This is a genomic window from Paenibacillus sp. FSL H8-0034 (genome assembly GCF_038000305.1).
Taxonomy (GTDB): Bacteria; Bacillota; Bacilli; order Paenibacillales; family NBRC-103111; genus Paenibacillus_S.
On the sequence record NZ_JBBOBS010000001.1, the window covers coordinates 107,480 to 128,011 of the forward strand.

Annotated in this window: 18 protein-coding genes; all 18 read right to left on the reverse strand. The window is 46.7% G+C overall.

What is annotated here, in order from left to right:
- Positions 1–190 precede the first annotated feature (190 nt).
- A complete protein-coding gene (gene argH, locus NST47_RS00445; RefSeq protein ID WP_341153485.1) occupies positions 191–1,606 on the reverse strand; it encodes an argininosuccinate lyase in 1,416 nt (471 codons plus the stop codon).
- A 176-nt stretch (positions 1,607–1,782) separates the two neighbouring features.
- The gene (locus NST47_RS00450; protein WP_240419874.1) at positions 1,783–3,021 is read right to left on the reverse strand and encodes an argininosuccinate synthase; all 1,239 of its coding nucleotides are present in this window, start codon (positions 3,019–3,021) and stop codon (positions 1,783–1,785) included.
- Positions 3,022–3,074: 53 nt separating this feature from the next.
- Positions 3,075–4,028, reverse strand: a complete 954-nt coding sequence (gene argF / locus NST47_RS00455; protein WP_341153486.1) for an ornithine carbamoyltransferase — start codon at positions 4,026–4,028, stop codon at positions 3,075–3,077.
- Between the two features lie 34 nt (positions 4,029–4,062).
- The gene (locus NST47_RS00460; RefSeq protein WP_341153487.1) at positions 4,063–5,259 is read right to left on the reverse strand and encodes an acetylornithine transaminase; all 1,197 of its coding nucleotides are present in this window, start codon (positions 5,257–5,259) and stop codon (positions 4,063–4,065) included.
- A gap of 64 nt (positions 5,260–5,323) precedes the next feature.
- The gene (gene argB / locus NST47_RS00465; RefSeq protein WP_445667342.1) at positions 5,324–6,103 is read right to left on the reverse strand and encodes an acetylglutamate kinase; all 780 of its coding nucleotides are present in this window, start codon (positions 6,101–6,103) and stop codon (positions 5,324–5,326) included.
- 414 nt (positions 6,104–6,517) lie between these two features.
- The gene (argJ, locus tag NST47_RS00470; RefSeq protein WP_341153488.1) at positions 6,518–7,750 is read right to left on the reverse strand and encodes a bifunctional glutamate N-acetyltransferase/amino-acid acetyltransferase ArgJ; all 1,233 of its coding nucleotides are present in this window, start codon (positions 7,748–7,750) and stop codon (positions 6,518–6,520) included.
- Positions 7,751–7,778: 28 nt separating this feature from the next.
- Complete coding sequence (gene argC, locus NST47_RS00475) at positions 7,779–8,828, reverse strand: N-acetyl-gamma-glutamyl-phosphate reductase (RefSeq protein WP_262684279.1); 1,050 nt, start codon at positions 8,826–8,828, stop codon at positions 7,779–7,781.
- 274 nt (positions 8,829–9,102) lie between these two features.
- Positions 9,103–9,993, reverse strand: coding sequence for a YitT family protein (locus tag NST47_RS00480; RefSeq protein WP_341153489.1), 891 nt, complete (start codon positions 9,991–9,993; stop codon positions 9,103–9,105).
- Between the two features lie 277 nt (positions 9,994–10,270).
- Positions 10,271–11,390, reverse strand: a protein-coding gene (gene prfB, locus NST47_RS00485) for a peptide chain release factor 2 (protein WP_144026519.1) whose coding sequence is annotated in 2 segments (ribosomal slippage) — positions 10,271–11,317 and positions 11,319–11,390 — 1,119 coding nt in all. Because the reading frame shifts where the segments join, the coding sequence is not laid out codon by codon here.
- A gap of 112 nt (positions 11,391–11,502) precedes the next feature.
- Complete coding sequence (gene secA / locus NST47_RS00490) at positions 11,503–14,013, reverse strand: preprotein translocase subunit SecA (RefSeq protein ID WP_341153490.1); 2,511 nt, start codon at positions 14,011–14,013, stop codon at positions 11,503–11,505.
- 220 nt (positions 14,014–14,233) lie between these two features.
- Positions 14,234–14,779 carry a ribosome hibernation-promoting factor, HPF/YfiA family gene (gene hpf, locus NST47_RS00495; protein WP_076233478.1) on the reverse strand — a complete coding sequence of 182 codons (546 nt, stop codon included), beginning with the start codon at positions 14,777–14,779 and terminating at the stop codon, positions 14,234–14,236.
- Positions 14,780–14,997: 218 nt separating this feature from the next.
- Positions 14,998–15,195 (reverse strand): cold shock domain-containing protein, encoded by a 198-nt coding sequence (locus tag NST47_RS00500; RefSeq protein WP_076233479.1) that lies wholly within the window; start codon positions 15,193–15,195, stop codon positions 14,998–15,000.
- 347 nt (positions 15,196–15,542) lie between these two features.
- Positions 15,543–15,884, reverse strand: a complete 342-nt coding sequence (locus NST47_RS00505) for a hypothetical protein (protein WP_341153491.1) — start codon at positions 15,882–15,884, stop codon at positions 15,543–15,545.
- Positions 15,881–16,282, reverse strand: coding sequence for a flagellar export chaperone FliS (gene fliS / locus NST47_RS00510; protein WP_341153492.1), 402 nt, complete (start codon positions 16,280–16,282; stop codon positions 15,881–15,883). Before fliS ends, NST47_RS00505 begins: the two co-directional genes overlap by 4 nt.
- Before the next feature lie 20 nt (positions 16,283–16,302).
- Positions 16,303–17,823 carry a flagellar filament capping protein FliD gene (fliD, locus tag NST47_RS00515; protein ID WP_341153493.1) on the reverse strand — a complete coding sequence of 507 codons (1,521 nt, stop codon included), beginning with the start codon at positions 17,821–17,823 and terminating at the stop codon, positions 16,303–16,305.
- A 15-nt stretch (positions 17,824–17,838) separates the two neighbouring features.
- Positions 17,839–18,234 carry a flagellar protein FlaG gene (locus NST47_RS00520; RefSeq protein ID WP_341153494.1) on the reverse strand — a complete coding sequence of 132 codons (396 nt, stop codon included), beginning with the start codon at positions 18,232–18,234 and terminating at the stop codon, positions 17,839–17,841.
- 72 nt (positions 18,235–18,306) lie between these two features.
- Entirely contained in the window at positions 18,307–19,494 is a 1,188-nt protein-coding gene (pseC, locus tag NST47_RS00525) for a UDP-4-amino-4,6-dideoxy-N-acetyl-beta-L-altrosamine transaminase (protein WP_341153495.1), read from the reverse strand.
- Between the two features lie 90 nt (positions 19,495–19,584).
- Entirely contained in the window at positions 19,585–20,532 is a 948-nt protein-coding gene (locus NST47_RS00530; protein WP_341153496.1) for a dTDP-glucose 4,6-dehydratase, read from the reverse strand.

Genomic DNA, 20,532 nt, shown 5'->3' on the forward strand with positions numbered 1-20,532 from the left:
GGATGAATAATAACAAATAGCTATGATCGCATCTAATGCGATCATAGCTATTTGTTGTTTAGGACTCGGCAACAATCCCTGTAGCCAACTATCAGCCTTGTCCAACTTTTATCCATTTCGCCGGTAATTGTCGTCAAAGCCCTTCCGAATTGGCACTATTTTGGAACCGGCTATCATTAAATGGGACCGCCTACTTGCTCTTGTTATAAAACTGCTCGAACCACTCATCCGTCTGCAGCTTCACAGCCTCAGCGCGGCTAATGGCAGCACTAACTTGTCCAGTTGCCGTTCCACCATACACATTACGTGCATTGACTACTTGCTCTGGCTGCAGCACTGCATAAATATCGGACTCGAACAGCTCGGAAAATTGATGATACTCCTCAATCTTCAAATCGAGTAAAAACTTCCCGTTTTGAATGCAATACAGCACTGTTTTGCCAATCACTTCATGCGCTTGACGGAAAGGCAAGCCTTTATTCACGAGATAATCAGCAATATCGGTCGCATTTGAGAAGTCCTGATTGACCGCTTGGCGCATCCGTTCCTTGTTGACCTTCATTGTGCTGACCATTGGAGCGTACAATTGAAGCGCGCCCTGGAGTGTCCGTACCGTGTCGAACATACCTTCCTTGTCTTCCTGCATATCCTTGTTATAAGCCAGCGGCAATGATTTCAGCACCGTAAGCAGACCAAACAAATTACCGTACACACGGCCCGTTTTGCCGCGAACCAGCTCAGGCACATCAGGATTTTTCTTCTGAGGCATGATACTGCTGCCCGTACAGAATGCGTCGTCCAGCTCGACAAATCGGAACTCCGTTGACGACCACAAGATCATTTCCTCAGATAAGCGTGACAAATGCATCATGATCATCGAAGCATTGGACAGAAACTCGATAATAAAGTCACGATCACTCACCGCATCCAGCGAATTTTCGTACACACCGTCAAAGCCCAACTGCTGAGCTACAAAATGACGGTCAATTGGAAAGGTTGTTCCCGCCAATGCACCTGCACCAAGCGGCAGTACATTAATCCGCTTGTAGCTATCCTGCAGGCGCTCGATATCACGTTGGAACATCGACACATAAGCCATCAGATGATGAGCAAACAGAATCGGTTGGGCACGCTGCAAATGGGTATACCCCGGCACAATCGTATCCAGGTTTTGACTGGCTTGTCCCAGAAGTGCCTCTTGTAATTTGTTCAACAGCCCGACAAACTCGACAACGCGCTTACGCAAATACAAATGCATATCGGTTGCGACCTGATCGTTACGACTGCGTCCGGTGTGCAGCTTCCCGCCTACGGGACCAACTTCCTCGATCAGCGCTTTCTCGATATTCATATGAATATCCTCGTCGCCTACTGTGAACTCTATTTCCCCTTGACGGATCTTGCTTTGTACCTTGAGCAAGCCGTTTTTGATCTTGTCGACATCCTCCAGAGGAACAATTCCGCAGGTTCCCAGCATGGTCACATGCGCCAAACTGCCCTGTATATCTTCTTCTGCCAGCTCTTTATCGAACAAAATGGAAGCCGTATATTCCTCTACCAATTGATCGGTTTTTTTCGTAAAACGTCCACCCCACAGCTTTGACACCGTTACAGCCCCTCTCTTACAGCTTTCTACGTGAAAGCCGTGTGTTCATAGTTGATTCTATCTTGAGTCTCTTATACACAATGCAAGGCTTTCCCAAGCTGCTTATGCGACAGCTCAGAAAAGCCTATGCCTTCTATTTGCTCACAACTTGGATTTTGCTTTCCTTGATACGTTACTTACGACTTCGCATTTTGCTCCACACCGGAGGAAACCTTCAAGCGTAAAGCGTTCAAACGAATAAAGCCAGTCGCATCACCTTGATTGTAAGCTTGAGTCGGATCAGCTTCCATCGTTGCAATGTTCGGGTTGTACAAGCTGACAGGACTTTGAACGCCCGCTCCGATGACATTGCCTTTGTACAGCTTCAAGCGCACCGTACCTGTTACATTCTTCTGGCTCTCATCCACTAAAGCCTGGACGGCCAACCGCTCCGGCGCAAACCAGAAGCCGTTATATACAAGTATGCTATAGCGGGAAATCAACGAATCACGCAGGCTCATAACCTCACGGTCCATCGTCAGCGACTCCATCTTGCGATGTGCAGTGAACAGGATCGTACCACCCGGTGTTTCATACACGCCGCGGCTCTTCATGCCTACAAAACGGTTCTCTACCATATCGACACGGCCCACTCCATGCTTGCCGCCCAATTCATTCAAATACTCCATCACGTGCAGCGGAGTCATCAGATCGCCATTAACCCCTACACAGTTACCCTTTTCAAAGTTCAATTCTACGTATTCTGCCTGATCCGGCGCATCCTCAGGGTCAACGCTCAAAACGAACATATCTTTGTTCGAGGTTGCGCTTGGATCAAACCAAGGATCCTCCAGCATGCCGCTCTCAAAGCTGATATGCAGCAGGTTACGGTCAGTGGAATAAGGCTTGGAGGCCGAAGCCGTTACCGGAATGTTATGTTTCTCGGCGTATGCGATCATTTCTGCACGGCCCGGGAAGGTTTCACGGAAAGAATCCAGACGCCATGGGGCAATAACCTCCAGCTCAGGCGCCAGGGCTGCCGCTGTAAGCTCGAAGCGCACCTGGTCATTACCTTTACCTGTTGCGCCGTGGGCAATCGCTGTAGCGCCTTCTTGACGGGCGATTTCAACCATCCGCTTGGCGATCAAGGGACGCGCAATGCTTGTTCCGAGCAAGTATTGGCCTTCATACAAGGCGCCTGCCTGAAACATCGGATAAATGAAGTCTTTGGCAAATTCATCGCGAAGGTCATCGATATAAATTTTGGAAGCACCTGTCGCAAGCGCCTTTTCTTCCAGACCGTCCAGCTCATCCTTTTGCCCGATATCTGCTGTAAAAGCGATAATTTCAGCATCGTACGTTTCTTTTAACCATTTTAAAATAACCGAAGTATCCAAACCGCCTGAATAGGCGAGAACTATTTTTTGTTTAGCCATGTTTGATTCCGCGCTCCTTTGATAATTACAATTAAAATGAACTTATAAGTTCCTTACATAATTGCTGCCATGATCGCTTTTTGGGCGTGCAGCCGGTTTTCGGCTTGATCAAAAATGATCGAGTTCGGTCCGTCAATAACACCCTCACTGACTTCTTCGCCACGGTGGGCAGGCAAGCAGTGCATGAACAGGTAATCCTTTTTCGCCAGACTAACAAGCGCCTCGTTCACCTGAAATTGTTTAAAGGCGATTTCACGTTCTTTTTGCTCTTCCTCAAAGCCCATGCTCGCCCACACATCGGTATAAATAACATCGGCATCCGATACCGCTTCTTTGACGTCGTTACCAACGTAAAGCTTCGCTCCAGTCTGGTTCGCTACATCTACGGCTGAGGTTACGATCTTCTCATTAGGCTCATAGCCCTTTGGCGAAGCGACCGCAAAATCGATTCCGAGCTTTGCTGCACCCATGATCAAGGAATGCACCATGTTGTTGCCATCTCCGATATAAGCAACCTTCAAGCCGCGAAGCTGCCCTTTGTGCTCCAATATCGTCTGATAATCGGCCAATGCCTGACACGGATGCGATCGGTCGGTCAGTCCGTTAATTACGGGAATCGTGGCTCCGCGAGCCAAATCAATAACCTTGCGGTGGGCATGAGTACGGATCATGATGCCATCCAGGTAGCGCGACATCGTTTGTGCTGTATCGGAGATCGTCTCGCCGCGTCCCAGCTGCAAATCGTTACTGCTCAAAAATAAGGCATGACCGCCCAATTGATACATCCCGACTTCAAAGGAAACTCTTGTGCGAGTGGATGACTTTTCAAAAATCATTCCCAGCGTCTTGCCTTTCAAGGGATGGAATACTTCCCCTGCGTTACGTTTCTTTTTCAAATCTATCGCCATATCCAGCAAATATTGAATTTCCTCGGTTGTAAAGTCAGATAGACCCAAAAAATCTCTGCCTTTTAAATCAACGGCTAGTTGTTGCTCTGTGATTGTCAAGGTTCTCTGCCCCTTTCAAAAATAAATTCAGCTTTTATTGTACCGCAGCGGCCGCCTGTTTGCTAAGTACCGAACGGATTACGGATATGCCCCGATCGACATCTTCCTTCGTGATCAACAGACTCGGTGCCAATCGGATTACGTTCGGGCCTGCCGAGATTACGAGAACAGCCTGCTCCTGAAGTGTTGTGACCAAGTCGGCAACCGGCTGCGTGCATTCGATCCCGATCAGCAATCCTAAACCACGCACTTCCTTTACCAATGGATTATCAGCTAATAGCTTCGACAATTCATTAACGATATAATCGCCCATTTCTGCCGCACGCTCGGACAGCTTTTCATTCAAAATCGTCTCCAGTGTTGCCACACCCGCCGTTGTAGACAAATAATTGCCGCCGAATGTAGAGCCGTGACTGCCTGCAGAGAATGCCTCACGAAGCTTCTCTTTGCCGACCATGGCACCAATCGGCATTCCACTGCCAAGACCTTTGGCCAATGTAAATATATCCGGCTGAATGCCATAATGCTCATAGGCGAACAGCTTGCCGGTACGACCGATTCCGGTCTGGATTTCGTCAATAATCAATAGCAGCCCATGCTGCTCACAAAGAGCTGTCACTTGCTTGATGAACTCCGGCTCAGCGCGGTTCACACCACCCTCACCTTGAACCATTTCCAGCATAATCGCGCAGGTTTTGGGACCGATTAGCTGCTTCAGTGCCTCTGCATCATTATAAGGCGCAAACACAAAGCCCTCCGGCAATGGTGCAAAGCCGTCTTTTACCTTATCCTGCCCGGTTGCCGTCAGCGTCGCTAACGTACGCCCATGAAAAGATTGCTGAAACGTAATAATCTCATATTGCTCCGGCTTGCCCAGAACTTTATTAAAATAGCGACGGGCCAGCTTGATCGCCGCTTCATTGGCCTCAGCACCACTGTTGCAAAAAAACACGGCATCGCCACAGCTGTTAGCGGTCAGCAATTGAGCCAGCTTTTCCTGATTCGGTATATGGAATAAATTGCTGGTATGCCAAAGCTGGTCGATTTGCGCTTTCAGACGCTCGGTAACCTGCTTAGGGACATGCCCCAGATTCGTAACAGCAATTCCGCTCATCAAGTCGAGGTATTCCTTGCCCTGCTCATCCCACAGTCGACTGCCTTCACCCTTCACAAACGTCAACCCGTACCTGCTGCCGTAATTCGGAAATAAAGAATTGGCTCCTTCTCCCATGCCAGCTCACTCCTTTTCCTGATTCATTGGTTTGTTGCATTGCGCTTGCTTGCTGCTCGAAAACTTATCTGACGATTCGTGTACCGATCTCTGCACCTTTAATGACTCTGCTCAACACTTCCGGCTCGGCTCCGTTCACGATAACCACTTCACTCACCTTGCCTTGGATGCATTGGATCGCCGCACGTACCTTCGGAATCATGCCCCCATAAATATCGCCGCTTGTAATCATTTCGTTGATTTCCTGCACGGTAACGAGCGGAAGCACCTTTTTCTCACCGTTGGTCGTTTTCATAATGCCCGGTACATCGGTCACGACAATCATTCTCTCCACACCCAGATGTGAAGCTACAGCACCCGCCGCTGTATCGGCATTAATATTGTAGCGCTTGCCTCCGTCTGCTCCCAGGCCAACCGGAGCGATTACCGGCATATAGCCAAGCTTGATGATGCCTTGCAGCAGCTCCGCATTCACATGGATCACATCACCTACCAAGCCAACCTCATCGGCATTGGCTACCGGCTCTGCCTGGATCAAATGGCCATCCACACCAGAGATTCCGAGTGCTTTTGCGCCCGCCAGCTGAATCTTGCGAACGATCTCTTTATTAATTTGCCCTGACAAAACCATCTCGACAACGTCGAGTACGGCTTCGTTCGTTTTGCGCAGCCCGTTGACAAATTCGGTTTCGATGCCCAGCTTACTGAGCGTATCCGAGATCGCAGGTCCGCCTCCGTGTACAATTACCGGAATGATCTGCTCATCCTGCAGTCGTTTCATATCTTCAAAAAAAGAACTAGGCAGCGCCGCCAGCGTACTTCCGCCGCATTTCATGACAAACATAATGGTGATTACCCTCCCAAACCCTCCCTGATAGGGAGGGCCCCAGAGGACTGTGCCCTCTGGACTCCCCCTATAAGCGAGGAATACTGATGCTGTTGGTGCTTGTTAATGGTATTGCATGGTTACAACGCTTTCGTCCCTTAAGGGACACGCTTTACTTGTGGCCGCGGAACGTTTGCGGACTTTGGTGATATTATCAGCGCTTTTCGTCCCTGTGGGACACGCTTTATTTGGGTGCTTGGAGTTGGTTTTAGTGATGGGTGCAATTGCTTCGCTCTGCACACGCTGTAACGATGTGAGACATCGTTACAGCAGGGAAAAGTTACTAGGGATTTAACATAGTAATAATGGCTGTTTACGATTCGTATAAAAATCCACTTTAGTTCGTTGAGTTCAATTAAATTGTTTGGTTCCTTACGTCCGGTAAGCGGCGTTAATTCTTACATAATCATAAGTAAGGTCGCAGCCCCAAGCGGTGGCAGTTTCATTGCCCATGTGCAGGTTGACATGGATGACAACCAGATCGCCTTTTAAATATTCAGCGGCGCGCTCTTCATCAAATTTAACGGGACGGGATTGCTCCAGTACGACAATATCGCCCAGGCTGATATCAACGGTTTCCGTTTGAACCGGTTGACCGGCGCGGCCGACAGCGGCAATAATACGTCCCCAGTTGGCGTCAGCGCCAAAGCAGGCTGATTTCACCAGGCTGGAGCCGATGACGGTTTTGGCGATCGCACGTGCAGCTTCCTGTGTGGCAGCTCCGGCCACTGTGACCTCGATCAGCTTGGTTGCGCCTTCTCCATCACGAGCAATCGCTTTGGCCAAATACTCGCCTACATATTTAAAGCCTGCTTCGAATGCAGCCCAATCTGGATGTTCCGGTGTTAACGTATCGTTACCAGCCAGACCACTCGCCATCACGACAACCATGTCGTTCGTGCTCGTGTCACCGTCTACCGTTATCATATTGAAAGTGGAATCCGTTACGGCGTTCAACAGCTTTTGCAGCTGTGCGCTTTCAATATTGGCGTCTGTCGTCATAAATCCAAGCATCGTTGCCATATTCGGATGAATCATACCCGATCCTTTGGCAGATCCTGCGATATGTATCGTCTTATCGCCAACGGTCAGTTGTACGCAGGTCATCTTTTGCACGAGGTCCGTCGTCAGAATCGCCTGGCAAAAGTCTTCTCCACCATCTGCTTTCACTTGTGCAGGCAGCTTTTCGATACCGCTAAGCACCTTCGGCATAGGAAGCAGCTCACCAATAACGCCTGTTGATGTGACGCCTACCAAATGCTCGACAACACCAAATGCTTCAGCCGCAGCTGAACGCATGCCGCGTGCATCCGTATCTCCCTGCTTGCCTGTGCAAGCATTCGCGTTGCCGCTATTAACCAGCATCACCTGCAGCTTGCCTTCAACAGCTACGCTCTCACGGGTTACATGCAGCGGTGCCGCTTGAAACGCATTCAGTGTATATACACCTGCAGCCTGTGCGGGAACCTCGCAGACGATAACACCAAGATCGAAGCGGCTCGTTTTTTTCAAACCGCAATGCAGACCACCAGCACGAAATCCTTGAGGCGTCGTAATTGAACCCTCGGGCACGACCGAATATAGTTCCTTTGTTTGCTTGCTCACCTGTTCATCTACTCCTTAATTTTACAAGTTACGGGTATACAGGAGTGAACGCCAAACCGGTCGCCTCGTCCCAGCCCATCATCAAATTCAAGTTTTGAACCGCTTGACCGCCGGCCCCTTTTACAATATTGTCAATGACTGAAATGATCGTCAACCGACCCGTCCGCTCATCCAGCGACAGTCCGATATCACAATAATTCGAGCCCCATACTTCCTTGGTCGCAGGCCACTTGCCCTTCTCGCGAATACGTACAAACCGACGTCCTTCGTAATACTGACGATAAAGATCGATAATTTCATCTTCCGTATGCTTCTGTTTCAGATTAACATAAATGGTCGATAAAATCCCGCGTGTCATCGGCACCAAATGTGTGGTAAAGGTAATGACAACCTCTTCCCCGGCAACACGACCGAGCACCTGCTCAATTTCCGGAGTATGCTGATGCTTATTCACTTTATAAGCCAGGAAATTTTCATTCATTTCCGAAAAATGCGCTGTCAAACCCAAGCCTCGACCTGCTCCGGATACACCGGATTTGGCATCAACTATAATAGAAGACGTGTCTGCCCAGCCCTGCTTCACGATCGGCACTAATCCGAGCAAGGTAGCGGTAGGATAGCAGCCTGGATTGGAAATAAATGTAGATCCTTTTACCTCTTCACCGAATACCTCGGCCAGTCCGTAGATCGCTTTTGCCAAATAAGCAGGATCAGCCGGCTTGTGCTTATACCAGCGCTCGTAGGTTTCTCCTGACTGCAGTCTGAAATCTCCTGACACATCAATAACTTTCAGTCCAACGTCGATCAGCTGCGGTGCCAATCCACTTGCAACTCCATGAGGTGCCGCCAGAAAGACAACATCGGATTTTTGCTTAATAAGCTCCACATCAATAGCATCCAATTTATCAAGTACAATCTGGTTCAAATGCGGGTATCCGTCGGCAAGTGGCGCACCGGCATTGGATGAAGAAATAACCGATGTTATTTCCACATGCGGATGCGTTAGCAGCAGGCGAATTAATTCAACCCCTCCGTATCCGGTTGCCCCGATTATAGCAGCTCTTAATTTCATAGACATAGCCGTATCCTCCAAACATTAAGTATGTATTATTATACATTTAAAAGAATAATAATTCAATGAATTATTCAAACCTCATCCACTGCAAATCATCCTCAACTGCAGGATCGTATATATAAATCTTGTTTCCCTGAAGATAGACATCAGCGATTCAGATGTTTTAGGCCCCTATGAATTTTACCATGTTACACTGTGCTCGTATATATTCAGCTTCTTACGATTATGTTACGTTTATGGAGTCATCCTGTGGCGGCTTTCCTCATATCCCTTTCATTTATACATGACCATTGAATTTGAAGCCTTCCCCAAGTACTTCATGTGTATCGCTCAATATGACAAAAGCTGTTGGGTCCGTCTTTTGTACTAATTCCTTCAGGCGGTTGACCTCGGTTTGCCCGACTACCACCATCAACACGATTCGATTGTGGCCCGTATAACCACCTGTAGCTTGCAGCTGTGTCAACCCGCGATCCATTTCCAGCAAAATCTGCTGACGGATCTCCTCTGATTTGTCTGAAATGATAAAGGCAACCTTGGAGTAGCTGAGTCCAATCTGCACAATATTAATGGTTTTGCTCGTCACGAACAGACCGATTAGCGCATACAGCGCCTTTTCCGGCGACAACACAATTCCCGCTGTCAATATGACACAGCCATCCAACAGCGCCATAGCCAATCCAAGACTCAGTCCTGTATACTTATGCAATATTTGTGCAGCCAAATCCAATCCACCCGTAGATCCTTTACCACGAAAAACAAGACCCACTCCGATCCCGAGCAAAATACCTCCATAGATGCTGGCCAGCAGCAGGTTATTAGTCAAAGCAGGCAAATTTCGGGTTAGCAAAATAATCAGCGGCAGCAGTACAGCACCAATTACTGTTTTAACACCGTGTTGACGACCCAGCAAATACGTTCCTAACATCACCAAAGGGATATTCAAAACCCATTGGGTTATTGCCGGCTCGAAGCCAAAAAGGGACTGCACAATAATACTGATACCCGAAGTCCCTCCGGATGCAACCTGATTCGGACTCAGAAACATATTAAATCCGGCTGCTATGATCATGGACCCCAACAACAGCAGCCCATATTCCACCACAATATCACGCCTGCTCTTGCGCCTGAGCTTCTCCACTCTCCGCTCTCGCCGCTGCACTCTCATCGCTCACACCCCCTGTCTGTCTTCATCTGAATGAAACAATAGAACCCTTGCCCATTTCAGCTGAAAGCACAAAAAATCCACACACGTCCCATACCTTGTTCATCAAGCTTTGTGTCCGGATTAGTTTCAGCTCTTCGTTAGCTGTACTGCCTTCAACCGTGCTTTCAGGTTTTGGTATGGGTTATGTGTAGGATTTACTGAACATACATGAATTATGAACCTGGTCGTTTGCTTACGCGGCCAGATGCTCTGGTTTTTCAAACTCTAATAATGATGATTACTGTTCAGCGGCCTTCGGTTTGATCTGCTGACGCAAATACGCATCGATAAAGGCATCCAAATCGCCATCCATGACCGCACCTATATTGCCGGACTCCTCCAATGTGCGATGATCCTTGACCATGCTGTAAGGATGAAACACATAGGAGCGGATTTGGCTGCCCCACGCAATATCGGACACCTCACCGCGAATCTCGGCCAGATGCTTCAACTGCTCTTCGATTTTTCTTTCGTATAATTTGGAGCGAAGCATTTTCATGGCTTTCTCACGGTTTTTAATCTGCGAGCGTTCCTGCTGACAGCTGACTACGACTCCGGTTGGCATATGCGTTATCCGCACCGCCGAATCCGTTGTATTAATATGCTGACCACCTGCGCCGCTCGCACGATACGTATCAATTTTCAGATCCTCGGTGCGAATCGTAATTTCCACATCGTCATCGATTTCCGGCATAATATCACAGGATACAAAAGAGGTATGGCGGCGTCCCGAAGCATCAAATGGTGAAATTCTAACCAATCGGTGAACACCTTTTTCAGCCTTCAGATAGCCATAGGCATTGTGCCCACTGATCAACAGTGTCACGCTTTTGACCCCCGCTTCATCGCCAGGCAAATAATCGAGCACTTCGACCTTGAAGTTACGCTTCTCCGCCCAACGCCGATACATACGCAGCAGCATTTCCGCCCAGTCCTGCGATTCTGTACCCCCTGCTCCCGGGTGGAGCTCAAGAATCGCATTTAGCCTATCATAGGGCTGGCTAAGCAGCAGCTGCAGCTGAAAGCTGTCGAGTTCCTTAACGAGTGATGTGATTCCCTTCACGATATCAGCTGCCATGCTGTCATCCTGCTCTTCCTGAAGCAGCTCTACCAGCATTTCCAAATCCTCAAACTCAGCGGCCATCCGCAGGAAATGATCCGTATCGCCTTTAATGGCATTCATCTCGGCAATCAGCTTCTGTGCCTGCTCATTATCATCCCAAAAATCAGGAGCCGACATTTTTTCCTCATAGTTGGCGATTTGCTCCAGCTTCAGATCTAAGTCAAAGAGACCCCCTAAGCTCAGCCAAACGCACCGCTGTTTCTCGTAAATCCTGCTTTATTTCTGGTTCCAACATAGGGTTGTCTCCTTTATAATTGTGATCATTTCAAAAAAAGGAGCCGGGTTCATTCCACCGGCATCCCTTTTCCTGCACCTTGTAGCTTATTGCAGCTGTTACTTAACTGTGCTTACGAAGCACCGTGACATTGTTTATATTTTTTGCCGCTGCCGCAAGGACAAAGGTCATTGCGACCAATCCTGTCAGCGTCATTAACGACCGGTTTTTTTAGGGAAATCTCCCCTTCCGTCGGTACCGCCTGAATTTCTACGACCTGCTGACGCTCCAGATTCATTTCCACATGCGCCTTCATGATGTAGGTAGCAACCTCTTCCTGAATGCTTTGAATCATCTCCTGGAACATTGCAAAGCCTTCAAACTGGTACTCACGCAAAGGATCGGTACCGCCATAGGCACGCAAATGAATCCCTTGACGCAGCTGGTCCATCGCATCGATATGATCCATCCACTTCGAATCCACCGCACGCAGCACAACCACTTTTTCAAACTCACGCATAAATTCTTCGCCAATCATCTGCTCGCGCTCTTCATAAATACGCTGAACCAGATCCTTGATGTACTGCGTGATTTCATCCTGTTCCTTGCCCCACAGCTCTTCAGCCGTCAGTTGACCTTCCTGAAGGAAGGTTCCGTTGCCGTAGTCAACAATAGCCTGCAAATCCCACTCCTCCGGCACCAGGTCCGAAGGGCAATGCGCTTCGACAATACGTTCCACAACCGGCAAAATCATCCCAAGCGCAATGTCGCGAATATTTTCCGATTCCAACACCTCGCGGCGCTGCTTATAAATAATTTCCCGTTGTTGATTCATTACATCATCGTACTGGAGAACGACCTTCCGAACGTCAAAGTTGTTACCCTCGACACGCTTCTGTGCGGATTCAACCGCACGGGAAATCAGCTTGCTCTCAATCGGCTGATCCTCTTCAAAACCAAGCTTATCCATCATGCCCATGATGTTCTCCGCACCGAAACGGCGCATTAGTTCATCTTCCATCGATAGATAGAACTGTGAGGAGCCCGGGTCGCCCTGACGCCCTGCACGACCGCGCAGCTGGTTGTCAATCCGGCGGCTTTCATGGCGCTCCGTACCTATAATATGCAATCCGCCTGCTTCTGGTACGCCGTCACCCAACATGATGTCCGTACCGCGTCCCGCCATATTGGTGGCGATTGTCACCGAACCCGGCTGACCCGCACGTGCAACGATTTCCGCTTCCTCTGCATGGAATTTGGCATTCAGTACCTTATGCTGAATTCCTTTACGCTTCAACATATCGGATAAGCGCTCGGAATTCTCAATGGATACCGTACCCACGAGCATCGGCTGATTGTTCTGATGCCTCTTCACAATTTCTTCTACAACGGCACGGAACTTGCTGTTCACTGATTTATATACAATATCCGCGTTATCCTGACGAATCATCGGACGGTTCGTAGGCACGATAATAACATCCAATCCGTAAATCTTTTTGAACTCTTCTTCCTCTGTCTTCGCCGTTCCTGTCATCCCGGACAGCTTGCGATACATCCGGAAGTAGTTCTGGAACGTGATCGTAGCCAGTGTCATCGATTCATTCTGTACTTTAAGTTGTTCCTTTGCCTCAATCGCTTGGTGCAAGCCTTCGCTGTAGCGGCGGCCAGTCATCATACGACCTGTAAATTCATCCACGATCACGACTTCTTCGTCCTGAACCACGTAATCGACATCGCGTTTCATAATGACACGAGCCTTCAAGGCTTGCGTAATGTGGTGATTAATCGTCACATTCGCATGATCGAATAAATTTTCGATGTTAAAGGTCTGTTCAGCCTTGGTAACACCCGCTTCTGTTAAGGTAACAGAGCGCATTTTCACATCAATAATATAATCATCTTCGTCCTTTAACCGACTCACGAAGCGATCCGCCATATAATACATATCTGTCGATTTGGCAGCTTGTCCCGAAATAATCAACGGCGTTCTCGCTTCATCGACCAGAATTGAATCCACTTCATCAATAACCGCAAAATATAATGGCCGCTGTACCATTTGTTCTTTATACAGCACCATGTTGTCACGCAGGTAATCGAACCCAAACTCATTATTCGTTCCATAGGTAATGTCCTGAGCATACGAAGCCTGTTTTTCATCATGCTCCAGCGTATTCAGGTTTACACCTACCGTCATACCGAGGAATTCGTAAATTCTACCCATTTCCGAGCTATCCCGTTGGGCAAGGTAATCATTTACCGTCACCACGTGGACGCCTTTGCCTAATAGAGCGTTCAAATACACCGGAAGGGTCCCAACAAGGGTTTTCCCTTCTCCGGTTCTCATTTCCGCGATACGGCCCTCATGAAGCACCATACCCCCGATTAACTGGACGTCATAGTGACGCTTGTTCAATACACGCTTGGACGCTTCACGCACGACGGCAAATGCTTCCGGCAGCAAATCATCCAGAGTTTCGTCCTTTTCCAGACGCTCCCTGAACTCTACAGTTTTATTTCTCAGCTCTTCATCGCTTAATACTTCGATACTCGGCTCCAGCTTGTTGATGACTTCGACAGTTTTCCACAGCCGCTTAACTTCGCGCTCGTTGGAATCGCCGAATATTTTTTTAACGAGTCCTAACATGGGCCCATCTCCCTTTTTATAAAACGGTTTGCCTTAAATTGTAGCAGTTTGCAGCGCGAGTCGCAAGGAAGCTTGAAAATTGACCTCGTTTCCTACGCAAAAAGGACCGCCAGAAGCTCCCCCTGACCATCCTTGGCAATATATGCTGGCATTCATTTATTCAAGCTCTATCAATCTAATAGGAGCCTGCCCTATTCAGGCAAGCTCCCGGTTCATTGTCTTATCTAGCCGGCTCGATCAAGCCGTATTTACCGTCATCCCGTTTGTAGACGACGTTCACTTGTTCAGTTTCCATATTGGAAAATACGAAGAAGCTATGTCCCACCATATTCATTTGCAGAATCGCTTCATCAATATCCATAGGTTTCATTAAAAAGCTCTTGGTTTTCACCAATTCGTAATCCTCGTCTTCTTCATCAACCAGTACAGGTGAATCCACCCGTAATGCATCCTGGAGGCCGCCCTCTTGACGGATCTTGCGGTTCACTCTGGTTTTGTGCTTGCGAATTTGTCTTTCCAGCTTGTCCGTTACCAGATCAATGGAAGCATACATATCGGCGTTTTTCACTTCAGCCCGCAGTACGACACCCGTTAATGGAATGGTCACCTCTACGGTTTGTAATCCTTTAATTACATTTAACGTTACTTTTACTTCTGAAGCAGGGGGAGTTTCAAAGTACCTTTCGAGCTTGGTCAGCTTTTTCTCAACATAGTCTTTCAGCGCTTCGGTTACCTCGATGTTTTGTCCACGGATGTTGAATTTCATTGTACTTCTCCTCCTTTCATGAACCCAGTATACTATAATCCCCGATATTCTTCAAAGAATCTTTACAATCCTCTTCCACTTTTAACCTTAATCCACAAAGTTCAAGCAAATCGGTCAAATAAAAAACACCCCGCGCAAAATCGCGAGATGTTGACTGATAAATGAATGCTCTACATCCAATCATGATCTATGCCACATTGGGCAAAAGAGACCGAAACCTACAATTTGGTAACGTTAGCAGCCTGTTGGCCGCGAGCGCCTTCGACAATATCAAATTCAACCGCCTGGCCTTCATCCAAAGATTTGAAACCTTCTGTTTGGATTGCAGAGAAATGCACGAATACATCCCCGCCATCTTCACGCTCGATGAAACCATATCCCTTTTCTGCATTGAACCATTTCACTTTACCCTGCATGCCAAACATTCCCCTCTATGATTGAATCAGTACGCATTGTACCCACAATTTGAATATATCACCCTCCCTTTCCAGGTGTCAATTCTATCCACGGTTTGTTAGCCAAATATTTAGAAAATTCACGTATTAACACTACGTTAATAACTAATTCACAGGCACAAATGCACTAGAAATAAGCTTACATGGCTATTTTCAATAAAGTTGTACACAGAGTTATCCACATTGTCCACAATTTCAGCTGTTAATTAGCTAAAAGTAGAAGTATCCTTTTCACAGTCGACTTTTATTAGAAGAAATAGCAAAAAACCGTACAATTATTTTGTACGGGGCTCTTGTGGGTAAGTACCTTACTTTTTTCTATTAAAAAATACACTATCTAACGTATATTCCTTATCATAAACCTGCTTATACTTCTCTGCCGCTTGAAACTTTTGAATTGCCTTTTGTGCTTCTTCTTTGAAATCTATCATCCTGGCACTAAAGAGCTTATCTTGCTCCAGAATTCTCAATATTCTCGACTCGTAAGGCACAAGGTCCTGAGATTCATGAACTGCCAGAAGTTCAGTTACCCATTGATCACGTTCGTCCACAAAGTCGGCTAAATCTATGTAGCTCGCTGATCCAAGGTCCGTAATCATTTGATTGGTAACACTCTCGATCCGATTCATGATTTCCTCAAGCTTACTCATGCCTGATTCCCCGTGCTGGGACGTAGTGCATTATTGGCTTTTGCTGCCTGAATCCAGGTTTCCTTCAGCTCCACAAAATATTGGATCACTTCTTCAATCGGTTCGACTTCTTTCTTGATGTTGGCTTGAACCAATCTGTACAGAAAATAATCATACAGCTTGAGTAATCCTTCAGCTACAGGAGAATTAGGATCGAGTGTGATGACAAATTCATTAATGATATCCTGGACCTTACCAATTTGGATGTTAGCGTCAATATAATCCTGTTTCTGTATAGCTTGTATAGCCAGCTTGCTAAACCGCATGGCACCATCACACAACATGATTAATAATTGAGCAGGTGATGCTGTCTGAATGGCATTTTCCAAATACTTATTTACTTGCAGATTATTAATCATGGATGCCTCCTAATGAAGCCTTATTTGCTACCAAGCTGGCTTAGCAGATTAGAACCTTGAGAGTTCAATTTATTCAGTGCCGTCTCCATAGCAGAGAACTGCTTATAATAGTTATCCTCTATCGTGCCCAATCGCTTAAGCTTAACACTCATTTCAACATCCATATCAGAAATTTGTTTGGACAGCAGACTATCGTCATATGAAATATTACCAAGACCCGCTTTCTTCGTTAATGAAGTAAGCCCATCATTTAAGTGAGTATACAGTCTTTCACCTACTCCAGCTTTTGAAGGATTATTATCGGTTGCGTCCCCTGTAAATATAGCTTTCACAGCCTCAGGATTAGCTTCAATAGCCGCACGTAGCTTGTCCTCGTTTATATTTAGCTTTCCATTTTCAAAGTATTGCCCCGTATCAATACCAATGGAGGCCAATGAATTGTATTTGCTGGAGCCCGAGTCGACCACAGCCGTAATATCCGATCTCAGAGTCCGAGTCATACTGTCCAAGATAGGGTCGTTCCTTAAAACACCGGCCTTTGCCTTGGTTTCCCAGCTTTCGATTTGCTTTTCTGATAATGCTTCTTTCTGTTCCTTTGTTAGTGGCTGGTAATCCCGATTTTTGGTTTCCGTTCTTTTATCATTTAAGGTTTTTAAGATATCGTTATAATCATTAATAAATCCCTTAATGGATTCCATTATCTTGTCCGTGTCGGATTTCGTGGAGATGGTTGATGCGACTCCGCCTTCCTTTTTGAGAGTCACCTCAATTCCATTTACGGTAAACGTATTGCTAGTTTTGGAAGTAGTTAAGCCATTAATCTTCACTGACGCGTTAGCACCTGCTGTACGGTCATCAGGTGCAGAAGAGTCTTGGTTGCCCACTTGGAACACCTTTTTAAGCAAGTCTCCCTCAAACGTGATATTGGCCTGGTCACCGCCAACTCCATTAGTTAAACCGCTATTATCCGACATAAAAGCAATTTTCTTCTGATCTGAGTCATAAAACGCGGTAACATTCGTATCTTTATTAATTTTGGCAAGGACATCATTCAAGGATTCCTTAGACGTATCAACTTGAATCTGTGTTCCGTTAATCTTGAACGTCACAGTACCTGTTACCGTACCCTCAGTAAGATTGGCGCTCTGGCTTGCGAGTGGTGCGGTGGGATCAAATGCAGCCGTCGCAATCTCCACCTTGCTTCGCTCCGATGCCGTAACCGCCAATCCAATTACCTGGACTTGCAGGTTCGTATTGGTTGCACTCGCTGTTCCCTTTGCGGAAACCGCATCAGTATTCCCTGTTATATTAACAGTTTTAGCGTTAAAAGTGCTTTCCATTTTGAAATTAAACAATTTCGTGTTACGAAACTCAGTCATTTTCAGGTTGATATCCCGATAGGCATCCCGCTGCCATTCAACTGTCTGTTTCTTCTGACCCAGCTTATCATAAGGGACTCTTTGCGCCTGCATCAGCTTGGCAACAGTTCCCTCTGTATCAAATCCGCTCGACAATCCGCTAATCCGCATCACCATAATCATTCACCAACCTTAACGTTATCTTCTTTCGTCTACAAGAATGCCAGCCATCTCCCACAGCTTCGCTACCATATCCATCGTTTTCTCGGGTGGGATTTCGCGAATAACTTTTCCGGTATCCTTCTCCAGCACCTTCACCATAATCCGATTGGTTTTGGTATGAATAGAGAATTCCAGAGATGTTGCACTTCCTTCTACGGCTTTGATGGCACGGTCAATCGTTTTGATCAATTGCTCATCGCTGATGGAGACATGCTCTCCTCTTGACTCGGCAGTTTTCATATCCTTGATCGATTGAATAGACGTCAATGATGAATCCACAATAACATCATCATTTGAGCTTTTGACTGGCGCCGGGGTGCTCACTGCTGTTCCGTAATTTGACATCCCTGTTGTAGTGAAATTTGCTTCCATGCTAATCCCTCCAACACACTTTATATTGTATATCGGCTTAAAAAGGAAATTATATTAGATAGAAATTGGTAGTTATCTAAAAAATCCAACTATTTTTTTCGTGGCTTCAATGACATCTGCTACGTCTTGGCTCGACATTTTTGGAAATAAGGGAAGCGTAATGGCCTCCTCGTAATAATTTTCGGCATTCAGACACTGTGCTTTAGCATAACCAAGCTGTTGATAATAAGGCTGGTTATATACAGGAATATAATGAACATGAACCCCAATATTTTCTGCACGATACGCTTGGAATATCTCTTTTCTACCCGCGGGGTATGCATTCGTATTGAAACGCAGGACATACAAATGCCAGCTCGAATGGGCTTCTGGATGCTGATAAGGTACAGTGATACCCGGAATATCGCGAAATGCTTCCGTATACAACGCCGCGATTTCTCTTCTTCTTGCAATAAACGCGTCCAACCTGCCCATTTGGGATGTACCGAGCGCTGCCTGTAAATCTGTCATTCGATAATGATAGCCCAGATCCTGCATTTCATAGTACCAAGGGCCTTCATTCTGCTGCAGCAGCTCCGGCTCCTTCGTAATGCCATGACTTCGGAAAAGCAGCAGCTTCTGATAATAAGCCTCATTATCTGTTACGATCATTCCGCCTTCTGCAGATGTTACATGCTTCAACGGATGAAAGCTGAACATCGTCATATCGGCAAGCGTGCCAATCTTCTTCCTTTCATAATTAGCGCCAAGTGAATGAGCCGCATCTTGAATAATAACCAAACCGTGACGATCGGCCAATTCTCGAAAACGATCCATTTGAACAGGTTGTCCAGAGAAATCAACAGGAATAATCGCCTTGGTACGGTCTGTAATTTTACGTTCCGTATCTTCTGGGCACAAATTATAGGTGTTCGGATCAATATCGGCAAATACAGGTGTGCCACCTTGATATAAAACGCAATTGCTGCTAGCAACGAAAGTAATCGGTGTTGTAATCACTTCGTCACCTGCACCTATACCGGCAGCATAGCAAGCCCCATGCAGTGCCGCAGTTCCACTGGAGAACGCAACTGCATACTTGACACCGACATAATCGGCTACCGCCCGTTCAAACTTCGGGATTTCAGGCCCCTGCGTGATATAACCACTTGTCAGACTGCTGACTACGGCTTGTATATCGTCTTCATTAATCCACTGCTGACCGTAAAATAGCATTTGACTGCGCACCGGTTGACCTCCATACAGCGCCAGCTTTTCCATGCGACCTGCCTCCGTTCATCGTAATGTTCCTGATAAGCACAGTGAATTTAATAGCCGTTCACCAGGCAACATATATACCTAGACTTCTTTTTACATTAAATAGCTCGTCCGAATCCAATTCTCGGTCAAAGCAATTCCCTCTTCCAACGATACTTGCGGCTCCCAGCCTAATAATTGCTTAGCTTTGCTGGAGTTACACAACAGTTTCTGAATCTCGCTTTGCGGATGGATATGCTCAACGTGTTTAATACGCGACTTATCTCCAACTATCAGCATTGCTAAATCATTCACCGAAATATCTCGACCTAATCCAGCATTAACAATATGTCCGTCCACTTGATCCGTGAAACCGGCTTGAACAACGAATCGCGCGCAATCCTCTACATATAATAAATCGCGGGTTTGAGTACCTTCTCCATATATATTCACGTCTAAGCCTGCAAGCTTGTTTTTGATAAAAATGGCAACAACTCCGCCTTCACCACCTGTTTTCTGAAACGGACCATATGTATTAAACGGACGAATGACAACCGTCGGCAGTCCGTACGCGTAATAATAGGAGAGCACCATATTCTCCGCGGCAATTTTGGCCCCAGCATAAGGAGAGGCAGGTTTGATAGGATGCAGCTCCGTTATGCCAGTTTCTTCCACACAACGGTCATAGACCATACATGTACTCATAAAAACAACTTTTGTATTATGCTTGCGGCATTGTTCCATCACAGAAAATGTACCAATTGTATCGTTATTGAAGGTGGTTCGCGGGTCATCGATAGAATCCTGAACGTTGATGGAAGCACCAAGATGGTAGCAAATATCGAATGCTGTTTCGTCAAAAAGCTCAGCTAATAGAGTCTCGTTTTTGATATCCCCCACGATAAATTGTTTAAGTCCTGAGTGATTGCTGAATTCGTCCAGGTTTTCCTTACGCCCGTTGGACAAGTCGTCCAGAATCGTCAGGCTATGCCCTTCTTCGAGCAGGCGCTTGGCAACCCATCTGCCAATAAATCCAGCACCGCCAGTGAGTAAAATGTTCAT